At 35.7% G+C, this 21,402-nt stretch carries 16 protein-coding genes; 10 read left to right on the top strand and 6 right to left on the bottom strand.

Going from position 1 to position 21,402, the window contains the following annotated elements; genetic code table 11:
* The first annotated feature begins 2 nt into the window (after positions 1–2).
* Both ABEB31_RS00430 and ABEB31_RS00425 read left to right on the top strand, forming a co-directional pair.
* Complete coding sequence (locus tag ABEB31_RS00430; protein WP_488168024.1) at positions 3–1,949, top strand: OmpA family protein; 1,947 nt, start codon at positions 3–5, stop codon at positions 1,947–1,949.
* A gap of 246 nt (positions 1,950–2,195) precedes the next feature.
* Entirely contained in the window at positions 2,196–3,482 is a 1,287-nt protein-coding gene (locus ABEB31_RS00425) for a DUF6624 domain-containing protein (protein ID WP_347049265.1), read from the top strand.
* Between the two features lie 80 nt (positions 3,483–3,562).
* Here the strand turns inward: ABEB31_RS00425 and ABEB31_RS00420 are convergent, their stop codons facing one another.
* The 4 genes from ABEB31_RS00420 to ABEB31_RS00405 form a co-directional block, all read right to left on the bottom strand.
* A complete protein-coding gene (locus ABEB31_RS00420; protein WP_347049263.1) occupies positions 3,563–4,132 on the bottom strand; it encodes an NAD(P)H-dependent oxidoreductase in 570 nt (189 codons plus the stop codon).
* A gap of 287 nt (positions 4,133–4,419) precedes the next feature.
* On the bottom strand, positions 4,420–5,028 hold the full coding sequence (locus tag ABEB31_RS00415) for an AraC family transcriptional regulator (protein WP_347049261.1): 609 nt from the start codon (positions 5,026–5,028) through the stop codon (positions 4,420–4,422).
* A gap of 80 nt (positions 5,029–5,108) precedes the next feature.
* Entirely contained in the window at positions 5,109–5,813 is a 705-nt protein-coding gene (locus ABEB31_RS00410; RefSeq protein WP_347049259.1) for a LytR/AlgR family response regulator transcription factor, read from the bottom strand.
* Positions 5,814–5,818: 5 nt separating this feature from the next.
* Positions 5,819–6,820, bottom strand: a complete 1,002-nt coding sequence (locus ABEB31_RS00405; protein WP_347049257.1) for a sensor histidine kinase — start codon at positions 6,818–6,820, stop codon at positions 5,819–5,821.
* Positions 6,821–7,112: 292 nt separating this feature from the next.
* Between ABEB31_RS00405 and ABEB31_RS00400 the strand changes: the two genes are divergently transcribed.
* On the top strand, positions 7,113–9,461 hold the full coding sequence (locus ABEB31_RS00400; protein ID WP_347049255.1) for a TonB-dependent receptor: 2,349 nt from the start codon (positions 7,113–7,115) through the stop codon (positions 9,459–9,461).
* A gap of 94 nt (positions 9,462–9,555) precedes the next feature.
* Here the strand turns inward: ABEB31_RS00400 and ABEB31_RS00395 are convergent, their stop codons facing one another.
* Together ABEB31_RS00395 and ABEB31_RS00390 are read right to left on the bottom strand one after the other, a co-directional pair.
* Entirely contained in the window at positions 9,556–9,909 is a 354-nt protein-coding gene (locus ABEB31_RS00395) for a nuclear transport factor 2 family protein (RefSeq protein WP_347049254.1), read from the bottom strand.
* Between the two features lie 55 nt (positions 9,910–9,964).
* Positions 9,965–10,483, bottom strand: a complete 519-nt coding sequence (locus tag ABEB31_RS00390; RefSeq protein ID WP_347049252.1) for a hypothetical protein — start codon at positions 10,481–10,483, stop codon at positions 9,965–9,967.
* Positions 10,484–10,689: 206 nt separating this feature from the next.
* Here ABEB31_RS00390 and ABEB31_RS00385 point away from each other — a divergent pair, with 206 nt between their 5' ends.
* The 7 genes from ABEB31_RS00385 (at position 10,690) to ABEB31_RS00355 (ending at position 21,061) form a co-directional block, all read left to right on the top strand.
* Positions 10,690–11,712 (top strand): LLM class flavin-dependent oxidoreductase, encoded by a 1,023-nt coding sequence (locus ABEB31_RS00385; RefSeq protein ID WP_347049250.1) that lies wholly within the window; start codon positions 10,690–10,692, stop codon positions 11,710–11,712.
* Between the two features lie 284 nt (positions 11,713–11,996).
* Complete coding sequence (locus ABEB31_RS00380; RefSeq protein WP_347049248.1) at positions 11,997–12,584, top strand: RNA polymerase sigma factor; 588 nt, start codon at positions 11,997–11,999, stop codon at positions 12,582–12,584.
* Positions 12,585–12,673: 89 nt separating this feature from the next.
* Positions 12,674–13,603, top strand: coding sequence for a FecR family protein (locus ABEB31_RS00375; protein ID WP_347049246.1), 930 nt, complete (start codon positions 12,674–12,676; stop codon positions 13,601–13,603).
* Between the two features lie 142 nt (positions 13,604–13,745).
* Positions 13,746–17,123, top strand: coding sequence for a SusC/RagA family TonB-linked outer membrane protein (locus ABEB31_RS00370; RefSeq protein ID WP_347049245.1), 3,378 nt, complete (start codon positions 13,746–13,748; stop codon positions 17,121–17,123).
* A gap of 7 nt (positions 17,124–17,130) precedes the next feature.
* Entirely contained in the window at positions 17,131–18,564 is a 1,434-nt protein-coding gene (locus ABEB31_RS00365) for a SusD/RagB family nutrient-binding outer membrane lipoprotein (protein ID WP_347049243.1), read from the top strand.
* Positions 18,565–18,573: 9 nt separating this feature from the next.
* Positions 18,574–20,148 (top strand): calcineurin-like phosphoesterase C-terminal domain-containing protein, encoded by a 1,575-nt coding sequence (locus tag ABEB31_RS00360; RefSeq protein WP_347049241.1) that lies wholly within the window; start codon positions 18,574–18,576, stop codon positions 20,146–20,148.
* A gap of 13 nt (positions 20,149–20,161) precedes the next feature.
* On the top strand, positions 20,162–21,061 hold the full coding sequence (locus tag ABEB31_RS00355; protein WP_347049240.1) for a glycerophosphodiester phosphodiesterase family protein: 900 nt from the start codon (positions 20,162–20,164) through the stop codon (positions 21,059–21,061).
* Positions 21,062–21,402 lie beyond the last annotated feature (341 nt).

Below are 21,402 nucleotides of genomic sequence, written 5' to 3'. Positions count from 1 at the left end.
TTATGAAAATGAAAAAAATAATATACACCCTGTTTTTATTGCTTTTTTTCTTTAGCGGAATAGCCCAGAAAGCACTTTTGAATAAAGCAGAAAAAGAATATAATGAGTACGCTTACGCGGATGCAATTGCAATTTATGAGAAGCTTGCCGCTAAAGGGTATCAGGATGAAAAAATGTTTCAGAGGCTTGGAAATGCTTATTATTTTAATGCCGACTTAATAAATGCAGTAGTCTGGTACGATAAGCTTTTTGTGATGAATGCACAGCAGGAACCGGAATATTTTTACAGATATGCTCAGTCTCTTAAAGCGGTGGGGAATTATGTGAAATCGGATAAGATGCTGGACGAATTCAATAAAAAAATAAATACAGACAGCAGAGGAGTTTTGTTCGAAAATAATAAAAACTATATCGAGCAGATCAGATTTAACTCAGGAAGGTTTGATATATCTTTTACCAGTATAAATTCGGATCAGTCCGATTTTGGAAGTGCCTTTTTAAATCATAACATTGTTTTTAGTTCGACCCGTCAATTGGGTAAAAAGGATTTAAAAGTATTTAAATGGACGAATAAATCTTTTGCAAATTTATATATCGCAGAGATCAAACCCGACGGAAATCTCATTAATCCCGTTTTATTAAATAAAGAAGTAAATTCAAAATTTAATGAGTCTTCTCCGATTTTTACAAAAGATGGAAAAGCCATGTATTTTACAAGAAACAACTTTCTAAATGGCGTTAGAGGTAAAGATGATAAAAACATCACTCTTCTGAAATTATACAAAGCACAGCTTGTAGATGGTAAATGGGAAAACGTGAAAGAACTTCCATTTAACAGTGATAGTTACAGTACAGCGCATCCGGCTTTAAGTGCAGATGAAAAGAAACTGTATTTTGCATCAGATATGCCCGGAACTTTAGGTCAGTCAGATTTGTTCAGCGTAAATATTAATGCCGATGGCACATTTGGAAAACCGGAGAATCTTGGATCCGGAATTAATACAGAAGGAAGAGAAACTTTTCCTTTTATATCTGGCGATAACGAATTGTATTTTGCTACAGACGGCCGCCCGGGACTTGGCGGACTGGATATTTTTGTTTCGAAAATTTTAGAGAACGGAACTTTCGATCAGGTTCAGAATATCGGGGAACCTGTAAATACCAATTTTGATGATTTTGCTTTTATAATCGACAGTAATACCAGAAAAGGTTATTTTTCTTCGAATAAAAAGGGGAACGATGATATTTACAAATTTACAGAAACCAAAAAATTAGTTTGCGAGAGAACCTTAGCAGGAACTGTTTTTGACAGTAAAACGAATGCTGTTATAGCAGAAGCCAAATTAATTTTACTTGATGAAAAAAATCAGGTTGTGGCAGAAACAGTATCAGGAAAAGACGGAAAATATAGTTTTAAGGTAAATTGCAATAAAAACTATACGGTAAGAGTGGAAAAATCAGGATATCCGGTCAAAGAAAATCGTCTTGCAATTTCTACCAACCCGGAAAATAAGCTGGATTTTATTTTGGAAAAAGAAATAATACCAAATATGCCTGCTCTTAGCACGATTAAAGTAGGAACAGATTTAGCTAAAACATTAGACATTTCATTAATCTATTTTGATTTGGGCAAAGCGCTAATTACAGACAAAGCAACGGTTGAACTGAATAAAATTTTAGCAGTAATGCAGGAATATCCAAAAATGAGAATAGACATCCGTTCACACACAGATAGTAGAGCTTCAGTTCAATATAATTTAGTTTTATCAGATAAAAGAGCAAAAGCTATTATTGCATGGCTGGTTAAAAACAGTGTCGATGCAAACCGTCTAAGAGGAAAAGGATATGGCGAAAGCAAACTGCTTAACCGTTGCAAAGACGGCGTAAAGTGCACAGAAGACGAGCATCTTGCCAACAGAAGAAGTGAGTTTTTAATCTTATCCTTATAAGTCAGAATCCTTAAAAACAGATTGCAGTAAAACTGTAAATGAATTTTAATTTAATTTGATAATAAATGAGCCCGGTATTGTATAGGGCTCATTTATTTTTAGATGAAATATTTCAGTGGTATTTTTTGTAAAATGTATTATCTTTAAATCTTTGTTGATTATTTAGTAATCAATGTGTTATCTCATGTTTTTTTATAAAAAGTTTGTGTCTTTTATGAGTTTTAAATGACCTTTGATTCGACCTGTATGAAATCATTAATAATACTTTCTTTCTGTCTTTTATTTATGTTGCCTGTAAAGGCACAGTCAGAACATGATTATGAAATCTTATTGGCAAAAGCAGGTTTGTTTCATCTACAGAAAAACCCAAAAAATGCGATTAGATTGTATGAGGAAGCGCTAAAGATAAAACAACCCGATGCATTAACTGCTTACAAAATTGCGGGCGTTTATTCACTGGATGGTAATGCTGAAAAAGCTTTTCATTATCTCAATCTTGCCTTATCCGCGGGATGGACAGAAGCAGACTGGCTGTCATTTGATCCCTATTTTGATTATTTAAGAGAAAACTACAGCGAAAGATGGAATGTGATAAAACAACAGTCTTATGTTGTCGAGCAACAATTGGAGAAAAGAATTGTATTGCCCTCTTTACGAAGAGAAATTAATTTTATGACGCTTAATGATCAAAAGCTTCGGTACGAAAAGATACAAAATAAAGAAGATAACCGGACTGAAATACTGGATAAGGCAATTCAGGAGTCGGATATAAAAAATCTAATACGGGCAAAAGAAATTATAAAGCAATATGGATGGCTCAAAAAATCTCAAATAGGGAAAGACGGACAGAATAATTTATGGTTAATTGTGCAACATGCTGACAATGATGTTTTATTTCAACAAGAGGTATTGTCAGAAATGAAGAAATTAAAAGCAAGTACAGAAATCGATATGGAAAATTACGCTTTTCTGTATGATAGAGTTCAATGTAATTTAAATTACAAGCAACTATTTGGAACACAAGTGGTCTGGACGAATAATGGAGAAGCTTCTGCCTTCAGACCTATTAGTGAGGAATATTTGGCAGATGTGAGAAGAAAAGAATTAGGATTAAAACCTCTTGCTGTTTATGCACTTAACTATGGATTCTCTTATGATAATTTGGATGCTAAAGAATCAAAGATTAAGGATTCACTTTACCAAGATCATGTCAGAATTTTAATTGACAGCGCAAAATATTTCTATACAAAAAAACAGTTTCAGAAAACATATGATTATTACAACACTGCGTCAACCTACTTAGGCGGAATGAGCAATGAAAATCATTTTGAAGCGGCCATTATTTTTTCAAAAATAGCCGCTGAAAATAACGAACCGCAGTACAAAAGTATAGCCTTAGATTTTTTAGAACTAAACGATCTCAGAAAAAGTTTAACAAAAGCACAATTGGCTAAGCAAAATGCTTTTAAAACATTATATAAAGAGCCGCGGTGGGTAAGTCTGTATAACAGGCTTGCATCGTTTACTTTTTAGGTTTTTTGTTTTAGCGCTGTTTCCATTAGTTGCAACAAAATCTTAGTCAGTTTTATATTTAAATCAGGGTTAATTTCAGACTATAAAGCGGAAATAATTTGCTTGGTCCACTTCTCAACATCTTCCTTTGCCGCTCTGTCTGCTTTATCGAAAAAAAAATGCTTTTTAATCTCTAAGCCGCAGTAGGTGTAAATGCCTTTATCTGAAGTTAGTGAAAGCGCTTTATCCATGCCAATGGCAGCGTACTCTTCATGAGATTTTCCGTGGGTGTTTATAATAAATGCCTGTTTACCGGTAAGAAGTCCTTTTTGTATTCCCTGATCATAACGATAAGCAAACCCATAACTGAAAACCCTGTCGATATAGCCTTTCATTATGGCAGGCATTCCGGTCCACCAAATAGGATGTACAAAGGAAATGCAGTCTGCCCATGTAATAAATTCCTGTTCTGCCGCCACATCAGCTGCCACTTGTCCTTTTCGCTGGCCATTCATGTCTTCGAGAGAAAGTGTACAGTCAAAATTTAACTGATATAAATCCCTTACTACAACTTCATGATTATTATTTTGAAGATGTGCAGTCAGTGTGTTTTTAAAATAACTGCTTAAACTGCCAGGATTTGGGTGCGCATAAATGATTAAATGTTTCATCGTTTCTAATTTTTTAAATGATTTGATGAGACAAAACTACAATACAAGGATCTGCTAAAATTGTAACGAAACGAAATCAGCTTTTTGGATAACAAATATCCTGTTGAAATTTGAGATATTTTGAAGGACTCAAATGGGTATAATGTTTAAAATCATGTATCAACTGACTTTGGTCGTAATAACCGCATTTGTTAACCACATCAAACCAGTCCGCCTTAGAATTGGACAAAGCCATATTTTGTACGAGTTCTACAGCTTTTAAAAAACGCTGATGGCGGCTTATCTCTTTAGCAGAATAACCCCAGATGTTTTTTATGAATGAGCTGTACATTTCTTTCAGTCAGGTTGTTTGATCCGGCTACTGATTTTATCGGATTTAATGCCTGATCCTTAAAATTTAAAAGCTGTTCAGAAATGCTGTTTTGTTGTCGTAAATAAGGAGTGCAGAATTGTAGAATATGATTTGCTTTACGTTGTTTGTCACTTATGGTATTGAGTTCATTCCACAATACAGAAAAGCAATTCTCATTTAATACATCATCAGGGTTCAGCGGAACATGCTCTGCAACAGAAGCATCGCCAAAGAAGCGGTAAAAGGCATCATCCTTAAAATTGGCGACCATTATTTTTGCACCGCTTGCCAGAGAATAATCAAAAGCCTGCTTTATCGGACCCAGAATAAGACATTGCGCAACTTCGATTTTCGTATTTTGTTTAGAATGAAAAAAAACTTTCGCATCAAAACTAAAAACGCAAATGGTCTGATAGCTTGGTAATAATGTTTTTGTAATTTCTTCAGACGAATTGTTTTCAGCAAAATAAAAATGAGTAAAAAAGTTTTCGTACTCCTTTGGAACTTCTATCCTAAAATCATTGTATCCTGATTGATGACTCATTTTTAAACTTTTTATTTGCACGAATTGCAGTAGTAAATAGTAAATATTTAGCTGATTCACTTTCAAAAGACCTTCTGCATCTAATTCTTTTTAAGCATTTTAAAAACATATTCCTTATAACTGGCGCCAATCGGTATTTCAATCTGGCCAATTTCAACATCATACGCTGTAAAGGCTGTAATATTTTTCAAATTAATGATAAAAGAGCGGTGTATACGAAGGAAATTTTTATCCTGTAATTCCATTTCAATATCGCTGATTTTATATTTAGCATTGAGTTTTATGCCGTCTTTCTGATGTACAATAATATAATCCTTTACACTTTCGATATATAAAACAGACTCCACATTGATTTTATTAAATTTTGCTCCGTTTTTAATGTAAATAAAATCTTCCTGCAATGGCGCAACAACTTTATTATTTACAGGGGCGCTTATTCGTAAATAACGATCAGTCGCCTTAAAAAAGCGGTCAAAAGTTATGGGTTTTAGAAGATAATCCACAATCTCAAGCTCATAACTTTCGAGTGCATATTCGCGATAAGCAGTAGTAAAAATAACAGAAGGAGGATTTCGTAAAGTCTTTAAGAAATCAATTCCTGTAATCTGCGGCATCTTAATATCTAAAAACATCAGATCGACAGCGGTAGTTCTTAAAACTTCTGCGGCCTTTAACGCATTCGGACATGTAGCAACCACTTCTAAATAATCTAATTTACTGATGTGGTTTTGTAACAAGCTGATTGCTAAAGGTTCGTCGTCGACTAATAAACATTTTATTTTCATTTGGATTAAATTATATATTGTGATGCCAGATTTATTTTTAACTGAGCAGTAAAATCGTAATCGGTTTTGGTTACGTTAAAAGTATAATTTTCCGGATAAATTTTATCAAGCTGCTGCACGATATTACTGAGTCCGATTTTACCGCTTTCGGTTTTAGATTCCACTTTACTGATCGTATTTCGAATCGTAAAATTAAAAGTGTCGTTTTGTAATTTTAAATCAATTTCGATTTTCGGAGCACTTCCAATATCTTCTCCGGCGCCGTGTTTAAATGCATTTTCGACCAAAGAAAGTAATATAAGAGGTGCAATCTGGCCGTTATGATCCATTTCATGATTAAAAACTACGCTGAGACGGTCGTCATATCGCAATTTTTCAAGTGAAATATAATTTTCAAGTAAATTAATTTCCTGCGAAAGAGGTACATAAGTACTGCTGCAGCGGTATAAAATGCAATCTAATATTTCTGATAATACAGCGATTGATTGTGAGGTAATAGGAGAATTTGTCACAGAAAGTGAATAAATGTTATTGAGCGTATTGAATAAAAAATGAGGATTTAATTGCGCTTTCAGAATTTTCAATTCGGTTTCAGCTTTTTGTTTTTCCAGCAATAAAGATCTTTTCTGAATGATATACTGGTCTTTTATCAATTTTATAAAAATAAAAAAGACAGATAAGGAAAGTATGTGCAAAAAATAAGAAGCAAACAAAGTAGGCAGATCAGTCAGGATTTCTGCTACAGGTTCCTGGCCAAAAGGCGGTGTTCGCGTAATTGGCTCCAATACATAAACCATTGTTAATCGGGCAATAACGCAAACAACATAACTTCCAAAAATAAGCTCTGCCCAAACCCAGTTATGTTTTTGAGAGGCCATCAAACGGGGCAAAATTCGGTACGATAAAAAATAAGCGCCAATGATCGAAAAAATCTCATAATATATGGTGTACAAGAGATCAATCTTTAATTCTTCGGGATTGGAAGACGTGTTTTTACTAAAAAACATTATAAAAATAAGAATCCAAAAAAGTATGTGCGTACTTATTCTATGGGCTGTAGCGGAGTTTATTATCTTTTCAAATGGTGTCATGCAGTCAAAATTACAATTTATTTGCAAACAGATATAAGTTGTCGATGAACATGTAAAAAAAAGATACCAACAAATAGAAATAGCCTATAAACGCAATATAAAACCTTTTTTGCATCATTTATCGCCTATAATGATGCTTCTGTCATGCGTGAGAATTTTGACTGTAATTAATCCTGAGTTTTGCTTCAAATTCTTAAATCAATCAAAAATGAAACAATTCCTGTTATTAATCGCATTACTATTCGGATTTACAACTTTTGCACAATCAGCCGAATTTACCATCAAAGGAAAAATCACAGATGCTAAAACAAAACAACCGTTGCCATACGTAACCGTCACTTTGCTGTCGTCATCTCAAAAAACAAAACAAGCAGTTTCTGATGAAAATGGAAATTACATTTTAAAATCTGTTTCGGGAACTTATCAGTTAAAAGCCGAATTCATGTCTTATAAAAATTTTACTTCTGAAACCTTTCAACTGAATAACGATTTGGTTCAGAATATTTCGCTGGATGAGGAAGTGAACCAATTAGAAGAAGTAAGTGTTGTTGCCGAAAAGTCGGCTGTTGAACTTAAATTGGATAAAAAAGTATTTAATGTCGGAAAAGATATTTTGGCACGAGGCGGATCTGCCAATGATATTTTAAACAATGTTCCATCTGTAAATGTAGACGTTGCCGGAGTTGTCAGTCTTAGAGGTAACAGCAGCGTAACGGTTTTAATTAACGGAAAACCTTCCATTTTAGCCGCAAATAACGGTCTGTCGCAAATTTCGGCAGCCAATATTGAAAAGGTAGAAGTTATTACAAATCCGTCTGCTGCTTATGAAGCGCAGGGCGGCGGAGGAATCATCAATATTATTTTGAAAAAGAACAGCCTCAAAGGGTTTAATGGTTCGCTGCAGGCGGGAATTGGAAATCCTGAAAATTATAATGTCAATGCCAATGTGAGTTACAAGACAGAAAAAATAAATCTTTTCTCCAATCTGGGTTATCGTGAGATGAACATCTATGGTTATGAAAAACAATTTCAAAGAAACCTAAATAACGGCATTACGAGTTTTTTAAATCAATATAATGACATTAAAAGGAGCAATGAGACTGCCAGTATTTACATTGGAGGTGATTATTATATAAATGATAAAAACACATTGACAGGAAGTTACTATCGTTCCAGAAATATTAACAGAGAAAACAGCAAATACAATTACAACTATGCAGACGCAAATAATGTAACAGATAGTATCGTTTCCAGATCTCAAGAATATGTGGAACCTCAGATTTACAATGTTTTAGAGTTAAATTATGCAAAAACATTTGATAAAAAAGATAAAAAATGGACTTCGAGCCTGCAATATGTTTTCTGGAATGATAATGAAAATCAATACATTGACCAACAGCGAATGTTTCCCGATCAGTCGCCTGTTTCTAATTTATATACTAATGATATTGAGCACAGTAATGATATTTTTTTAAAATCTGATTTTGTTAATCCGATTAGTGAAAATTCAAAAATCGAAATGGGAATCAGAAGTGATTTAAGAGCTATAAGAAGTGATTATTACACCATTTTAGATGACGTGTTACAAAATCAGTTTACCAATAAATTAAACTATGATGAAAATCTATACAGTGCTTATTTTCAATTTGGAAGCAAAATAAAAAGATTTAATTACTTATTAGGTTTACGATCTGAATTATCAGACATCAAAATTTCGGATCAAAAAAACACTTTTAATAATAGTAAAAATTACATCAATTTATTTCCGACAGTGCATTTAGTTTACAATTTAACATCCAAAACAGATTTGCAGTTTAGTTACAGTAAGCGTATTAACCGACCAAGATTCTGGCAGCTAAATCCGTTTGCAGGACTTTCAGACCTGAGAAACCTTACAGTTGGAAATCCGGATTTAAATCCAATGTATACCGATTCTTTTGAGTTTACCGTTTTGGCAAAACCAGGAAAGTTCAGCATTAATCCATCACTATATTACAAGCATACGACTAATTTTTTCGAATATATTGTAGAACGTACCGATGAGAATTATTTTATTAATACTCCTGTAAATCTGGGAACAGAAAATCGTTATGGTGCCGAAGTTTCTACAACTTATAGTCCTGCTAGCTGGCTTCGCTTGTCATTAGATTTTAATTATTACCATTTTACACAAGAAGGAAATTATAAGGAGGTAAGTTATAATGCCGAAGATCAGACGTGGTTGTCTAATTTTCGCTCGGTTATCAAATTTCCGAAAATTATCTCAGGAGATTTTAGTTTCAGATACCGTGGTAAAAATCAGGGCGTGCAAACGGCTACCGAAGCACAATACAGCGCCAATCTAGGTTTGAGTAAAGATTTTCTTGGCGAAAAAATGTCCGTAACCTTAAATGTAAACAACCTTTTCGATTCCCAAATCAGAAAAAGCGAAACCAAAACAGCAGCTTATTATATAGATTCAGAGTATAAATCTCAGGGTAGATATGTAAACCTGACCGTAATGTACCGTTTTAACCGTAACAAATCAGAAGCTGACAGATTACCGGCTTCGATGTAATAGTCAGGTTCAGCTTTCAATGCATAAAATCCAATATAAATATAATGAAGTGCAGTTGCAGTAACCGTTTTAATATGAGTTTGAAATGAGAAAATTATCCTTTACTTTCGATCACAAAAGCTTTTAAATCTGTCATCAGGCCGTCTTTGAACTTCCAGATATCACAGTATTCATAATAAGTGGTTTTACCATTTTCATCTTTTAGGTTGATAGTGCCAATGACAGTAAGAAAATCACCTTCAGCGATGGTCGTCTCAATATTAAATTCAGGAGGTGTAAGATAAGTTTGGGCCATATATTCACGTATGGCCTCTTTTCCTTCGAGCACCTGATCGCCAACAAAGGTCCATTTAATATCATCTGAGCAGAAAGCCAGAAATCCTTCATGATTTCCTTCCTGAACTGCTGCGTTTGCTTTTAATAATATTTCTTCGTGGTTTTGGGACATTGTATATGAAATTTAATTTTATTGCTTATTAAAGATAATTATAATTTTACTGATATCAAAAGCCATTTGAAGCATTAAAGTTTTCGGTTGCGGTTTGCAGAAGCGCCTCTTTCTCGTACACCTTATTGTAAAGCATTTTCTTTTTACGTGCGAGCGAAATAAGAGTATTTTGGGAAGTATTTCGTTCCTCGTTTTTTAAGGTTTGAATAAGTGCTTGTTGCTCTATTTCTTTGCGATCAAAGAAATGAAGTTCTTTAAGAGACTGATAATAGGCAATGGAAGCAGTTTTTAATGGCTCTCCGTCCGGGATGCCCTCAGTAGAAAGCTTCCTAATATTCGCAATCAAACTGTCAAACTCTACAGCCTGTTGCTCCACAGCCGCTATAGCACCTTTATAATCCCCTTTTCCGAGACATTTAAGCTTTTTGTTTTCCGAACCTTCTTTACCCACAATGATTTGAAAAGCTTTACGTTCCGATCGTTCGAGCGATTTATTAAAATCGGCCACCTTTGAAGATTCGCAGCCATTCATTGCTATAAATAGAATTGCTAATAAAAAAATACCGTATTTCATCATCATTATAGTTTTATATTTAGAGCGAGAAAGTAAAGATTTTAAAAACTTTCTAAACACTAATTTATAGATTATAAAGAAGTTGTGAAAATAAAATATATGAGATTTGGAAGTTACGATCTAAAAGAATTGTTATTGCGAAATAGTTCCCCAAGATCTTCAGAAATGATTTCGTATATTTGAGAGAGTAAATAAAGGCATTTTTTATGAAGAAAATAGGATTTTTATCTTTTGGACACTGGGCCGATCATCCTTCTTATAAAGCCCGTACTGCAGCAGACACACTGCTGCAGTCTATTGATCTGGCAGTCGCTGCTGAGGAGATAGGGATCGATGGTGCTTATTTCAGGGTACATCACTTTGCAAGACAGCTTGCTTCGCCTTTTCCTTTGCTTTCTGCTATAGGAGCCAAAACCAGTAAGATCGAAATCGGTACTGGTGTAATTGATATGCGCTATGAAAATCCGCTTTACATGGCGGAAGATGCGGGTGCCGCGGACCTGATTTCCGAAGGACGCCTGCAATTGGGAATCAGCAGGGGATCACCGGAACAGGTTATGGAAGGCTGGCGCTCTTTTGGTTATGAACCTATGGAAGGGGAAACCGACGCAGATATGGGGCGCAGAAAAGCCTTAACATTTTTAAAAATGCTGAATGGAGAAGGATTTGCACAGCCAAACCCGAATCCGATGTTTCCAAATCCACCGGGCTTATTGCGAATTGAACCGTATTCAGAAGGACTTGCAGATCGAATCTGGTGGGGAGCCGCTTCTAATGCAACTGCTGTTTGGGCAGCAGAAAACGGCATGCATCTGCAGAGCTCTACTCTTAAGTTTGATGAAAACGGAAAACCTTTTCACATTCAACAGGCCGAACAGATCAGGCTCTACAAAGAAGCCTGGAAAAATGCCGGACATGAGCGCGAACCACGGGTGTCGGTAAGCCGGTCTATTTTTGCACTGGTTAACGATCAGGACCGTTATTATTTTGGCAATCAGGGTAAAGGATCGGATAGCTTTGGTAATATTGAAGCAGACAAACGCGCCATCTTTGGAAAAAGTTATGCCGCCGAACCCGATAAGCTAATTGCAGAGTTGGCTCAGGATGAAGCGATTCAGGAAGCGGACACCGTACTGCTGACCATACCCAATACACTGGGAGTAGATTATAATGTGCATGTGTTGTCGTCTATCCTCAAACATGTCGCACCCGGGTTAGGATGGCGTTAACAATTAAAAAAAAAATAAAAAATTAACTCTTACGGGGAAATTTTCTATTCCTCTATATAAAAAAAAGTGGCGCCTGATAAGCGCCATTTTTTAATAACGCTCCAATCATTTACCAAATAAGCCATAGTCTAATTTTAAAAATGCTTCAGTAACTTTATTCTCTTTATAAACTTGCTAATCAAGGTCGGGATTTCATTTTAAAGCTTCTGTTTAATTTAACACAAAGTTAAATTGACTTTTTAGGTATTTTATACAGGTTGTTTTTCATTTGCTTTTTGCGAATTATGAAAAAAGACCTTTTGAAAATGACAGATGAGGAGCTTCAGAAATTAATTTTTGAGGGGAATGATGCTGCTTTTTCAATTGTTTTTAACCGATATTGGAAAAAGCTGTATTCGTACGCTTTTAAGATTTATAAAGATGAGGCAGTCTGCGATGACATTGTTCAGGAAATCTTTATAAGTCTTTGGAAAAATGCATCCAATACCGTAATCTTAAATCTTGAAGCGTACCTTTTTAAATCGGTGAAATATAAAATTGCCAATCAAATTAGAAACCTAAAATTCGATCAGCAGCATATTGAAGTTTTAGAAACAATTCCGGATCCGGGTTTATCGTTAAATGACCTGGAATATATTGATTTTGAAAAAAATATAACGGATCAAATCGACAAACTGACTCCTAAATGCCGGGAAGTTTTTTTACTCAGCAGAATGGACCATTTTACAAATGCTGAAATTGCGGCAAAACTCAATTTGTCAATTCATACCGTAGAGAAACATATCAGCAATGCACTTAAGCAGCTTCGTTTAAATTCGACATCGTATAATTATCTTCTTTTTTACTGGGCAGCGTTCTTTTATGTTAACTAAAAAGTACACGTTTTAAGAAAACGTTAAGCCTGTATTTTCGACTACTTGTTCTACTCAAAAAATGTGACTTGTTTATAAAAGCACCTATTTTGAAAAAAGAAAACTTTTTGCTTCTGGCAAAAAAATATGAACAAGGTACCTGCACACCTGAAGAGAAAATGGCCGTTGAAACATTTTTTGATAAGATGCAGGAACAATCAGCAACTGCAGAAAATCAGCTGTCTGATGAAAAAGGTACTGTAATGCTAAATAAAATACTTTTAGAATTACAGGTTAAACCGAAAAAATACACAATACGAAAAGCATTAAAAGTGGCCGCGGTTTTAGTTATCGGACTTACAATCGCTTTTACTGCTGCAAAATTTGCTTTTAAACCAGCATTAATTACCCAAATTACAGCCAAAGGAGAAAAGAAAGAAATTTTTCTTGAAGACGGCAGTGTCATTGTATTAAACTCTAACAGCAGCGTCACTTATCCTGAGGAATTTGAAAATATTAGAAATATAGAACTTGCCGGACAAGCTTATTTTAAAGTATTCAGAGATGTAAAACGACCATTTGTCGTACAGACACATGACGTTAAAGTCAGGGTTTTAGGAACTTCATTCGATATTAATTCTTATAATCATCATGATACGAAAGTCAGTGTGATTACAGGTAAAGTAGAGGTTACTTCACCAACAGGTAAAAAAGTACAGATCACAAAAAACCAACAGGCCGATTTAATTAAAAATTTTGATTTACAAATTTCTACAGAAAACAGCGACGATAAAATTGCGTGGATCAGCAATACCATTATTCTTAAAAACACCAAACTTTCTGAAACGGTTAAAATCATAGAAAACTGGTACAATGTCTCTATTACAATTGAAGATCCGGAGCTGAATAATCTTACAATTTCAGGAAAATTTAAGGATGAGAAACTTGAAAATGTACTGGAAAGTATTGCCTATTTAAAACAGCTGCAAATAAATTACACAACTAAAAACCAAATCATTATAAGAAAAAAGACGCCTTAAAAGAAAAACAAAACCCGCCTCCGGTGCAACGGAAACGGGCGATTTAAAACAGACTAAAAATAAAATTTATAGCCTAATAGTAATGAACACGAAACTACAATTTTTTTTCAATAAGTATATAAAGATGAAAAATCTTTATTTAATGATTTTATTCATTTTTTCCCTTAACGGATTTGCCTCAGGTCAGTCCGGGAAAGACGTACAAATAAGTCTTAATCTAAAAGACGCGACCATTACCGAGTTTTTTAAAGCAGTAGAACAGAAAACGACTTTTACTTTTGTTTTTGATGAAAAAATATCGGGTACTTCACAACGTATTTCGATCTATGCAGAAAAGGAAAGTCTGGACGGCGTGCTGACAAAAATAGCAGCTAAAACAGGACTGTCTTTTAGAAAACTCAATAATACCATTACGGTTACCAGTAATCTTCGCGCGCAGCTAAACGTCCGCGGAAAAGTTCTGGACGAAAGTGGTATGCCGATGCCAGGCGTTACAATTCTTGAAAAAGGAACCCGAACCAGCACGATGACAGATATGGAAGGGAATTTCAGTTTTGCGGTTGGTTCATCTGCTATTCTTGTCGTTTCTTATATGGGATATGTTTCGCAGGAAGTTGCTGCCGGTACCGGTCTGATTACCGTGACTATGAAATTAAGCACCAGCGAACTAAATGAAGTGGTAGTAACGGCTTTAGGAATTAAAAGAGAAGAAAAACGACTGGGATTTTCGCAGCAGACTATTAAATCTGAAAATTTATCTCAGGGAAGACCTAATAACTGGTCTTCCGGACTTAAAGGTAAAGTGGCAGGATTAAGTATAACTTCTACAGGTTCCGGACCTTTAAATTCACAACAAATCACGCTTAGAGGAAACAGATCGTTAAGTCCAAAAGGAAATTATGCATTGATAGTGGTAGACGGAGTTCCGGTCAATGCAGAGATGACAACATCCGGGTCTACAAGTGCCTATATGGGAGAAGATTCTCCAATTGATTACGGAAACGGAATCTCAGATCTTAATCTCGATGATATTGATGCGGTAACAGTTCTTAAAGGTGCAGGTGCAACTGCGCTTTACGGCAGCCGTGCGGCAAACGGTGCCCTCATTATTACTACAAAATCGGGTAAGAAAAATAAAGGTTTGGGAATTTCTTTTAATACCGGAGCAACTTTCGATGTCATCCAGAGATGGCCGGATTACCAATATAAATACGGACAGGGAACAGGAAATTCACCAGATGCTGCCGGTAATCAGTATTATTCGTACGGAAATTCTGCTGACGGAACTTCAACCAGTGGCACAAGCAGTGCGTGGGGACCTGCTTTTACAGGTCAGAATTTTTACCAGTATGATCCTGTGCTGCAGGGACAATCGGCAGAAAGACTTCCGTGGCAATCGTACAGAGATAACCGTAAAGATTTCTGGAGAACAGGTGTCACTTTAAATAATAATATTTCCATTCAGGGCGGTGACACTAAAGGATCCATGCGACTTTCTTTGGGGAATCAAAAAAATGAATGGATCATGCCCAATACTGGTTTTGACAGAGTTACAGCAGCGGTTAACGCTAATTATCAGGTTTCAGACAAGATAAAATTAGGTTCAACTGTAAATTACAATACCAGGAACAGTGACAATCTTCCATCTACGGGATACAATAACGGCTCAATTGCCTATTTCATGATTTTTCAACAACCCAATATTGATTTAGACTGGTACCGGCCAATTTGGGAGAAAGGTAAAGAACAGATTCAGCAGCTGCATCCTTTTAGTTCATTTATCGATAATCCGTATCTGATTGCTTATGAAGCAACTAATACGTTGGATAGTGATCAGATCGTTGGAAATATTTTTGCCAATATTACTTTGTCTCCAAATTTAGATTTGATGCTGCGTTCTTCTATGAACACTTATAATCAGACCAGAGAACAAAAAAGACCTTACAGTATCAACAGATATGCAAAAGGATTTTATGAAAGACAGGATGTTTTCAAACAGGAAATCAACTCAGACTTTTTGCTTTCTTATAAAAAAGACTTTGGAGGTAAATTCTCACTTGCAGCTTCAGCAGGAGGAAACGCGATGAGTTATAAGTACAGAAGAACAGAGGCAGAAGTTACAGGTTTAGTTGTACCGGGTGTTTATAAATTATCCAACGGTTCAAGTGCGCCAATTCTGACTTTGGGCGATGCAAATAAAAAAATGAACAGTTTATACGGTCTAGTTTCATTGTCGTACCGCGATATGCTTTTTGTTGACGTAACGGGGAGAAATGACTGGACAAGTACACTTCCGGTAGAGAACAATTCGTTCTTCTATCCGTCAATTAATACCAGTGCCGTGGTTTCTGAAATGTTTGCACTTCCAAAATCTATTGATTTCTTAAAATACCGACTGTCTTTTGCACAGGTAGGAAATGATACGGAACCTTATAAAACGCAGAAATATTACGGACAAAGTGCTTTTCCAAGTTCTGCACAGACGCTGACTGTTTTATATAATGATCATTTCAAACCTGAAATCACCACCAGTTTCGAAACAGGGTTTGAAATCAGAATGCTTAAAAACAGACTTACAGCTGATGCGACAGTATACGAAAGTGTGACCAAAAATCAGATAATTGATATTCCGATGGACTTTTCTACCGGTTACAGCGGTGCAGTTTTGAATGGAGGTAAAGTTAAAAACCGCGGTATTGAACTTGTCCTTGGCGGAAAAATTATTGATAATGAGAATTTCAGATGGAATTCAACTGTAAACTGGTCCCGTAACTGGAATAAGGTAATGGAATTACCCGAAGGAATCGACGGACAGCAGATAATCGGTACCGGAGGAACGGCTTCCATTATCGCTAAAGTGGGCGGTACGACAAGTGCTATTTACGGTTTCGGATTTGTGAGATCTCCCGAAGGTAAAATTGTATACGATAATGCGGGGCTTCCGGCATATCCTGAAGAAATACAATATATTGGCGATGCGAGCCCAAAATGGAAAGCAGGTTTTACCAATAGTTTTTCAATTGGAAATTTTACCATGAATGTTACAGTAGACGGTCAGTACGGCGGTATTATATATTCGCAGACGCATCACAAACTTGCCGAACAAGGAAAATTGAACTCTAATGAAATGGGCAGGGCAGATGGCTTTATCATTGGTGATGGCGTGGTCCAGAATGCAGATGGATCTTTTTCTCCCAATACCAAAAAGGCAGCAACAGCAGACTGGTACGTACGTTATTATCGAAGAGCCAATATTGAATCAAACTCTTTTGATGCTTCTTTTGGAAAACTTCGCGAAATCAGTTTTCAATATAATATGCCAAAAAGATGGCTGAGAAATACGGGATTACAATCGGTTCAGTTTTCAGTTTTCGGCAGAGATTTAGCAACAGTTTCAGATTTTCCAATATACGATCCGGAAACCGCTGCATTAAACGGAGATACAATTTTGCCGGGTATAGAAATGGGGCAGATGCCTTCTCCGGCTACTTATGGTTTCAATTTAAGTTTGACTTTATAATTATAAAATGAAAAAGATAAAAATTACTGCAATACTACTCTTGCTTACGGGCTTTAGTATTTCCTGTTCGGGAGGTTTTGAAGAACTAAACGAAAACCCAAATCTTATCACCGAAATAAGTCCGGGCACTTTACTGAATCCGATTATTTACGGAATAGCTTCGCAAAATGCGACTCAAAGTGCAGATGTAACATTCAATTTAATGCAGGTTTCACTTCCTTTTCCAAGTATTACCGGAGGTTTGCACCGTTATGATGTGAGTAATAATATTGGAAACTCAGCCTGGAATAATTATTACAAATGGTTGTCCAATATCAGAGAAATGCGTATCGCTTCAGTAAAAGCCGGAGACGGAAATTATGAAGCTGTGGCATTAACTTTAAATGCACTGGTTTATGCAAATCTTACGGATCTTTTTGGACCGGTTCCGATGACGGAAGCAGTTCGTGGGGAAGATGCTATTTTGTATCCAAAGTATGATACGCAGGAGTTTATTTATGAAACACTATTATCAGATTTAGAAAAAGCGAATACACTTTATGATGTAAGCAAACCGATGATTTATACAGAGGATATTTTGTTTCAGAATAATGTGCTGAAATGGAAGAAATTCACCAATTCTCTCAAAATGAGATTGTTGTTAAGGGTTTCGAACAGAACCGAAACCGGTGCTTTTGAGAAACTGACGTATATGGCCAATCATCCTGAAATTTATCCTGTTTTTACCAATACCGCTGAAAGTGCGATTTTGAAGATAACAGGTGTTTCTCCAAATGTTTCTCCATGGGGAAGACCTCAGGATTTTAATCTGAGTATCAAAATGGCTTCTTTTTTCATTGACAATTTAAACATACTTGAAGATCCAAGAAGAGCGGTAATTGCAACTGGTGCGACAGCTTTGGTTACCAATGCACCGATAGGATTTAAAGGAATTGACAGCGGGTATGCTGGTGCAGATTCGCAGTTTAAGTACAATGCTTCAACACTTTATAATGTGCAGGTACAAAATCCAATGCAGATTTTCATTCTGACGTTTGCCGAGGTTGAATTTATCAAAGCAGAATTGGCTCAAAGAGGTCTTATTGCTGACGCTGCTTCACATTACGAAAAAGGCGTCAGAGCTGGAATTGAACAATTAAAAGCGGTAACTCCTGCAACTTATTTTGATAAACCGGAAGCGAAATACGACGGAACTTTAGAAAGAATCATGCTGCAAAAATATTATGCATTGTATTTTACAGATTACCAGCAATGGTTTGAATACCGCCGTACCGGATTTCCTGTACTTCCTAAAACAACAGCGATGCTGAATGGCGCAGTTATGCCGTCAAGATTTACGTATCCGGATAATCAGCAGATTAAAAATAATGCAAACTATCTGGAAGCAGTTGAAATGGTAGGAGGAGACAATATTAATACTAAAGTTTGGTGGGATAAATAAATTTTAAAGATGAAAAAGACATTTATATTTAGTGCAGCATTGTTTTGCAGTATTCTGACAGCACAAACAACTGTAAAGGGAATCGTATTTGAAGATTTAAATCAAAACGGTAAAAAAGAAAAGAAGGAAAAAGGAATCGCCAATGTTGCCATAACAAACGGGCGCGAAGTGGTTCTGACCGATAAGAAGGGAAATTATGAACTTCCGGTTCAAAATGATAATATAGTTGCGGTAATCAAACCTTCTGGTTACGGGATTCAGGTCAATAAAGACAATCTGCCTCAATTTTTCTACAATCATAAACCTGCTGGTTCTCCCAAAGGAAAGTTCGAAGGTGTTGCTCCAACAGGAAAACTTCCCGAATCCTTAGATTTTGGATTGATACCGCAAAAAGAAGATACTGATTTTACAGCGCTGGTTTTTGGAGATCCACAGCCGTATACGCTGGAAGAAGTAGATTTTTTTACAAGAGGCATTGTTTCTGAAGTAGAAGGAATTAAAAACATTCCGTTCGGATTAAGTATGGGAGATTTGGTCGGAAACGATCTCAGTTTATTCAATCCATATATTCAGGCCGTTAAAAAAATCGGAATTCCGTGGTACAATCTTCTCGGAAATCATGATTTAAATTTTGATGCTAAAGCAGATAATCTGGCCGATGAAACGTATGAAGCACATTTTGGACCAGCCAATTATGCTTTTAATTATGGCAAAGCGCATTTTATTATTCTTGATGATGTTTTATATCCTGACCCGAGAGACCATCAGGGATATTGGGGAGGTTTTACAGAGGAGCAAATGCAGTTTATAGAAAACGATTTAAAGACGGTTCCAAAAGACAATTTAATCGTAATGGCGTTTCATATTCCAATTAGTGAGCCGGACAGTAAAGATGATTCTTTTAGAGATTCAGACCGCCAGAAATTATTTGAATTGTTGAAAGATTTTCCAAATACGCTTTCACTTTCAGCCCATACACATTTACAGCGACAGGATTTTTTCGATAAAAAAGACGGATGGTTACAGGAAAATCCACATCATCATTATAATATTGGTACAACCTCAGGTGACTGGTATTCGGGAAAACTGGATGAAAAAGGAATTCCAATCTCTGTTATGAGAGACGGAACTCCAAAAGGTTATGCTTTTATACATTTTAATGGCAATAAATACACGGTAGATTATAAAGTCGCAGGCAAACCGGATAATTATCAAATGAAAGTTTTCGTCCCAAAAGTAGTGGCAAAAGGAAAGCGTACCAAATCTGGGGTTTTTGCTAATTTCTTTATGGGAAGTAAAAAAGATAAAGTGCTATATCGTGTCGATCAGGGCGAATGGAAAGAAATGGAGTATGTCGAAGTACAGGATCCGTCGTATGTAGAATTGGTTTACGAATGGGAATTATCGGAAGTGCTGATGCCTGGAAAACGTTCATCAGATCCGGAAAAAAGCACACACGTCTGGAGAGGAAATATACCTTCTGATCTTGCGATTGGGGAACACAAAATCGAGATAAAAGCTACAGATATGTTTGGTAAAACTCATACATCTACCAGCAGCTACAGGATTGATAAAGTAAAATAATTGGTTTAGTAAAATGCTAGAAATCAAAAATATAAGTATTGTAATTGCTGTTATGGCAATCTGTTCCTGCGGAATTCAAAAAACCGTCACTTCAAAAAGTAAAACAGAAGTTCAGGGACATCGTGGCGATCGCGGTAATTTTCCGGAAAATTCCATTCCTGCGTTTATTAGTGCTATCAAAAAAGGAGTTGATGTTCTGGAGCTTGACGTTGTAATTTCTAAAGATCAAAAAGTTGTTGTTTCTCACGAACCTTTTATGTCTTCTCAATATATGCTGGATCTTGATGGAAAACCAGTTTCTAAGGAAAAGCAAAAGAGTTACAATCTCTATGAAATGACGTATGACAGCATTAGAAAGTTTGACAGCGGTTCCCGTGGAAATACTGCTTTTCCACAGCAACAAAGACAAAAAACGTACAAACCTTTATTGTCTGAGATAATGGATAATGTGGAGCAATATATCGCCAAAAATAATCTAAGACCTGTGAGATACAATATCGAAATCAAATCTGAAAAATTAGAATATGGTAAAAGTCAGCCGCAACCGGAGGCTTTTGTTAAGATGGTGATGCAAATCATTAAGGAAAAGAGGATGGAGGAGAAAATTAACATTCAGTCTTTTGATCCTGTTGTATTAAATGTGATGCATAAAGAATATCCAAAAATAAAAATCGCGTATTTGGTGGGAGAAGGTGCTGTTAGTAAAAATCTTTCACAGCTTGATTTTAAACCTGAAATTTATAGTCCGAATTATAAATTACTGAATAAAGAAGCGGTAAATTCCCTGCGATCTATGCAAATAAAAGTTATTCCATGGACGGTTAATGATGAGCAGGATATCGATGCTATGTTTAAGCTAAAGGTTGACGGAATTATAACGGATTATCCGGAAAGAGTTTTGAGAAAACTGTAAAAGTTTTTTCAGGTTTTGTGTTTTTTTATTTGGCCTTCAATTTTTGAAGGCCTTTTTTTTAAAAGTAGTACCTAAATTTTAGTAAAAATTACAAACAACTACAACCTTAATATTTAACAAAAACTCAACCCTGCCTGTAAAAATTTTGTGAGGATTACTGTAATATTTACCAAAATGCAATTCTGAAAAATATTTTACAGATCGTTTGATGATTAAAACCTGCTTAGTCAAAAGTATTGGTAAGAATATAATGCGCCAAGATTATGTCACAAAATGAAAACTGCTAAGCAGTAAAATTCATCTTAGCTATTTGTGTGAAATAAACTATGAAGTTTAAATCT

The organism is Flavobacterium olei (assembly GCF_039749035.1).
GTDB lineage: Bacteria > Bacteroidota > Bacteroidia > Flavobacteriales > Flavobacteriaceae > Flavobacterium > Flavobacterium olei.
The sequence above is the reverse complement of the archived record's forward strand: the minus strand, read 5'-3'. Positions and strand labels throughout refer to the sequence as shown.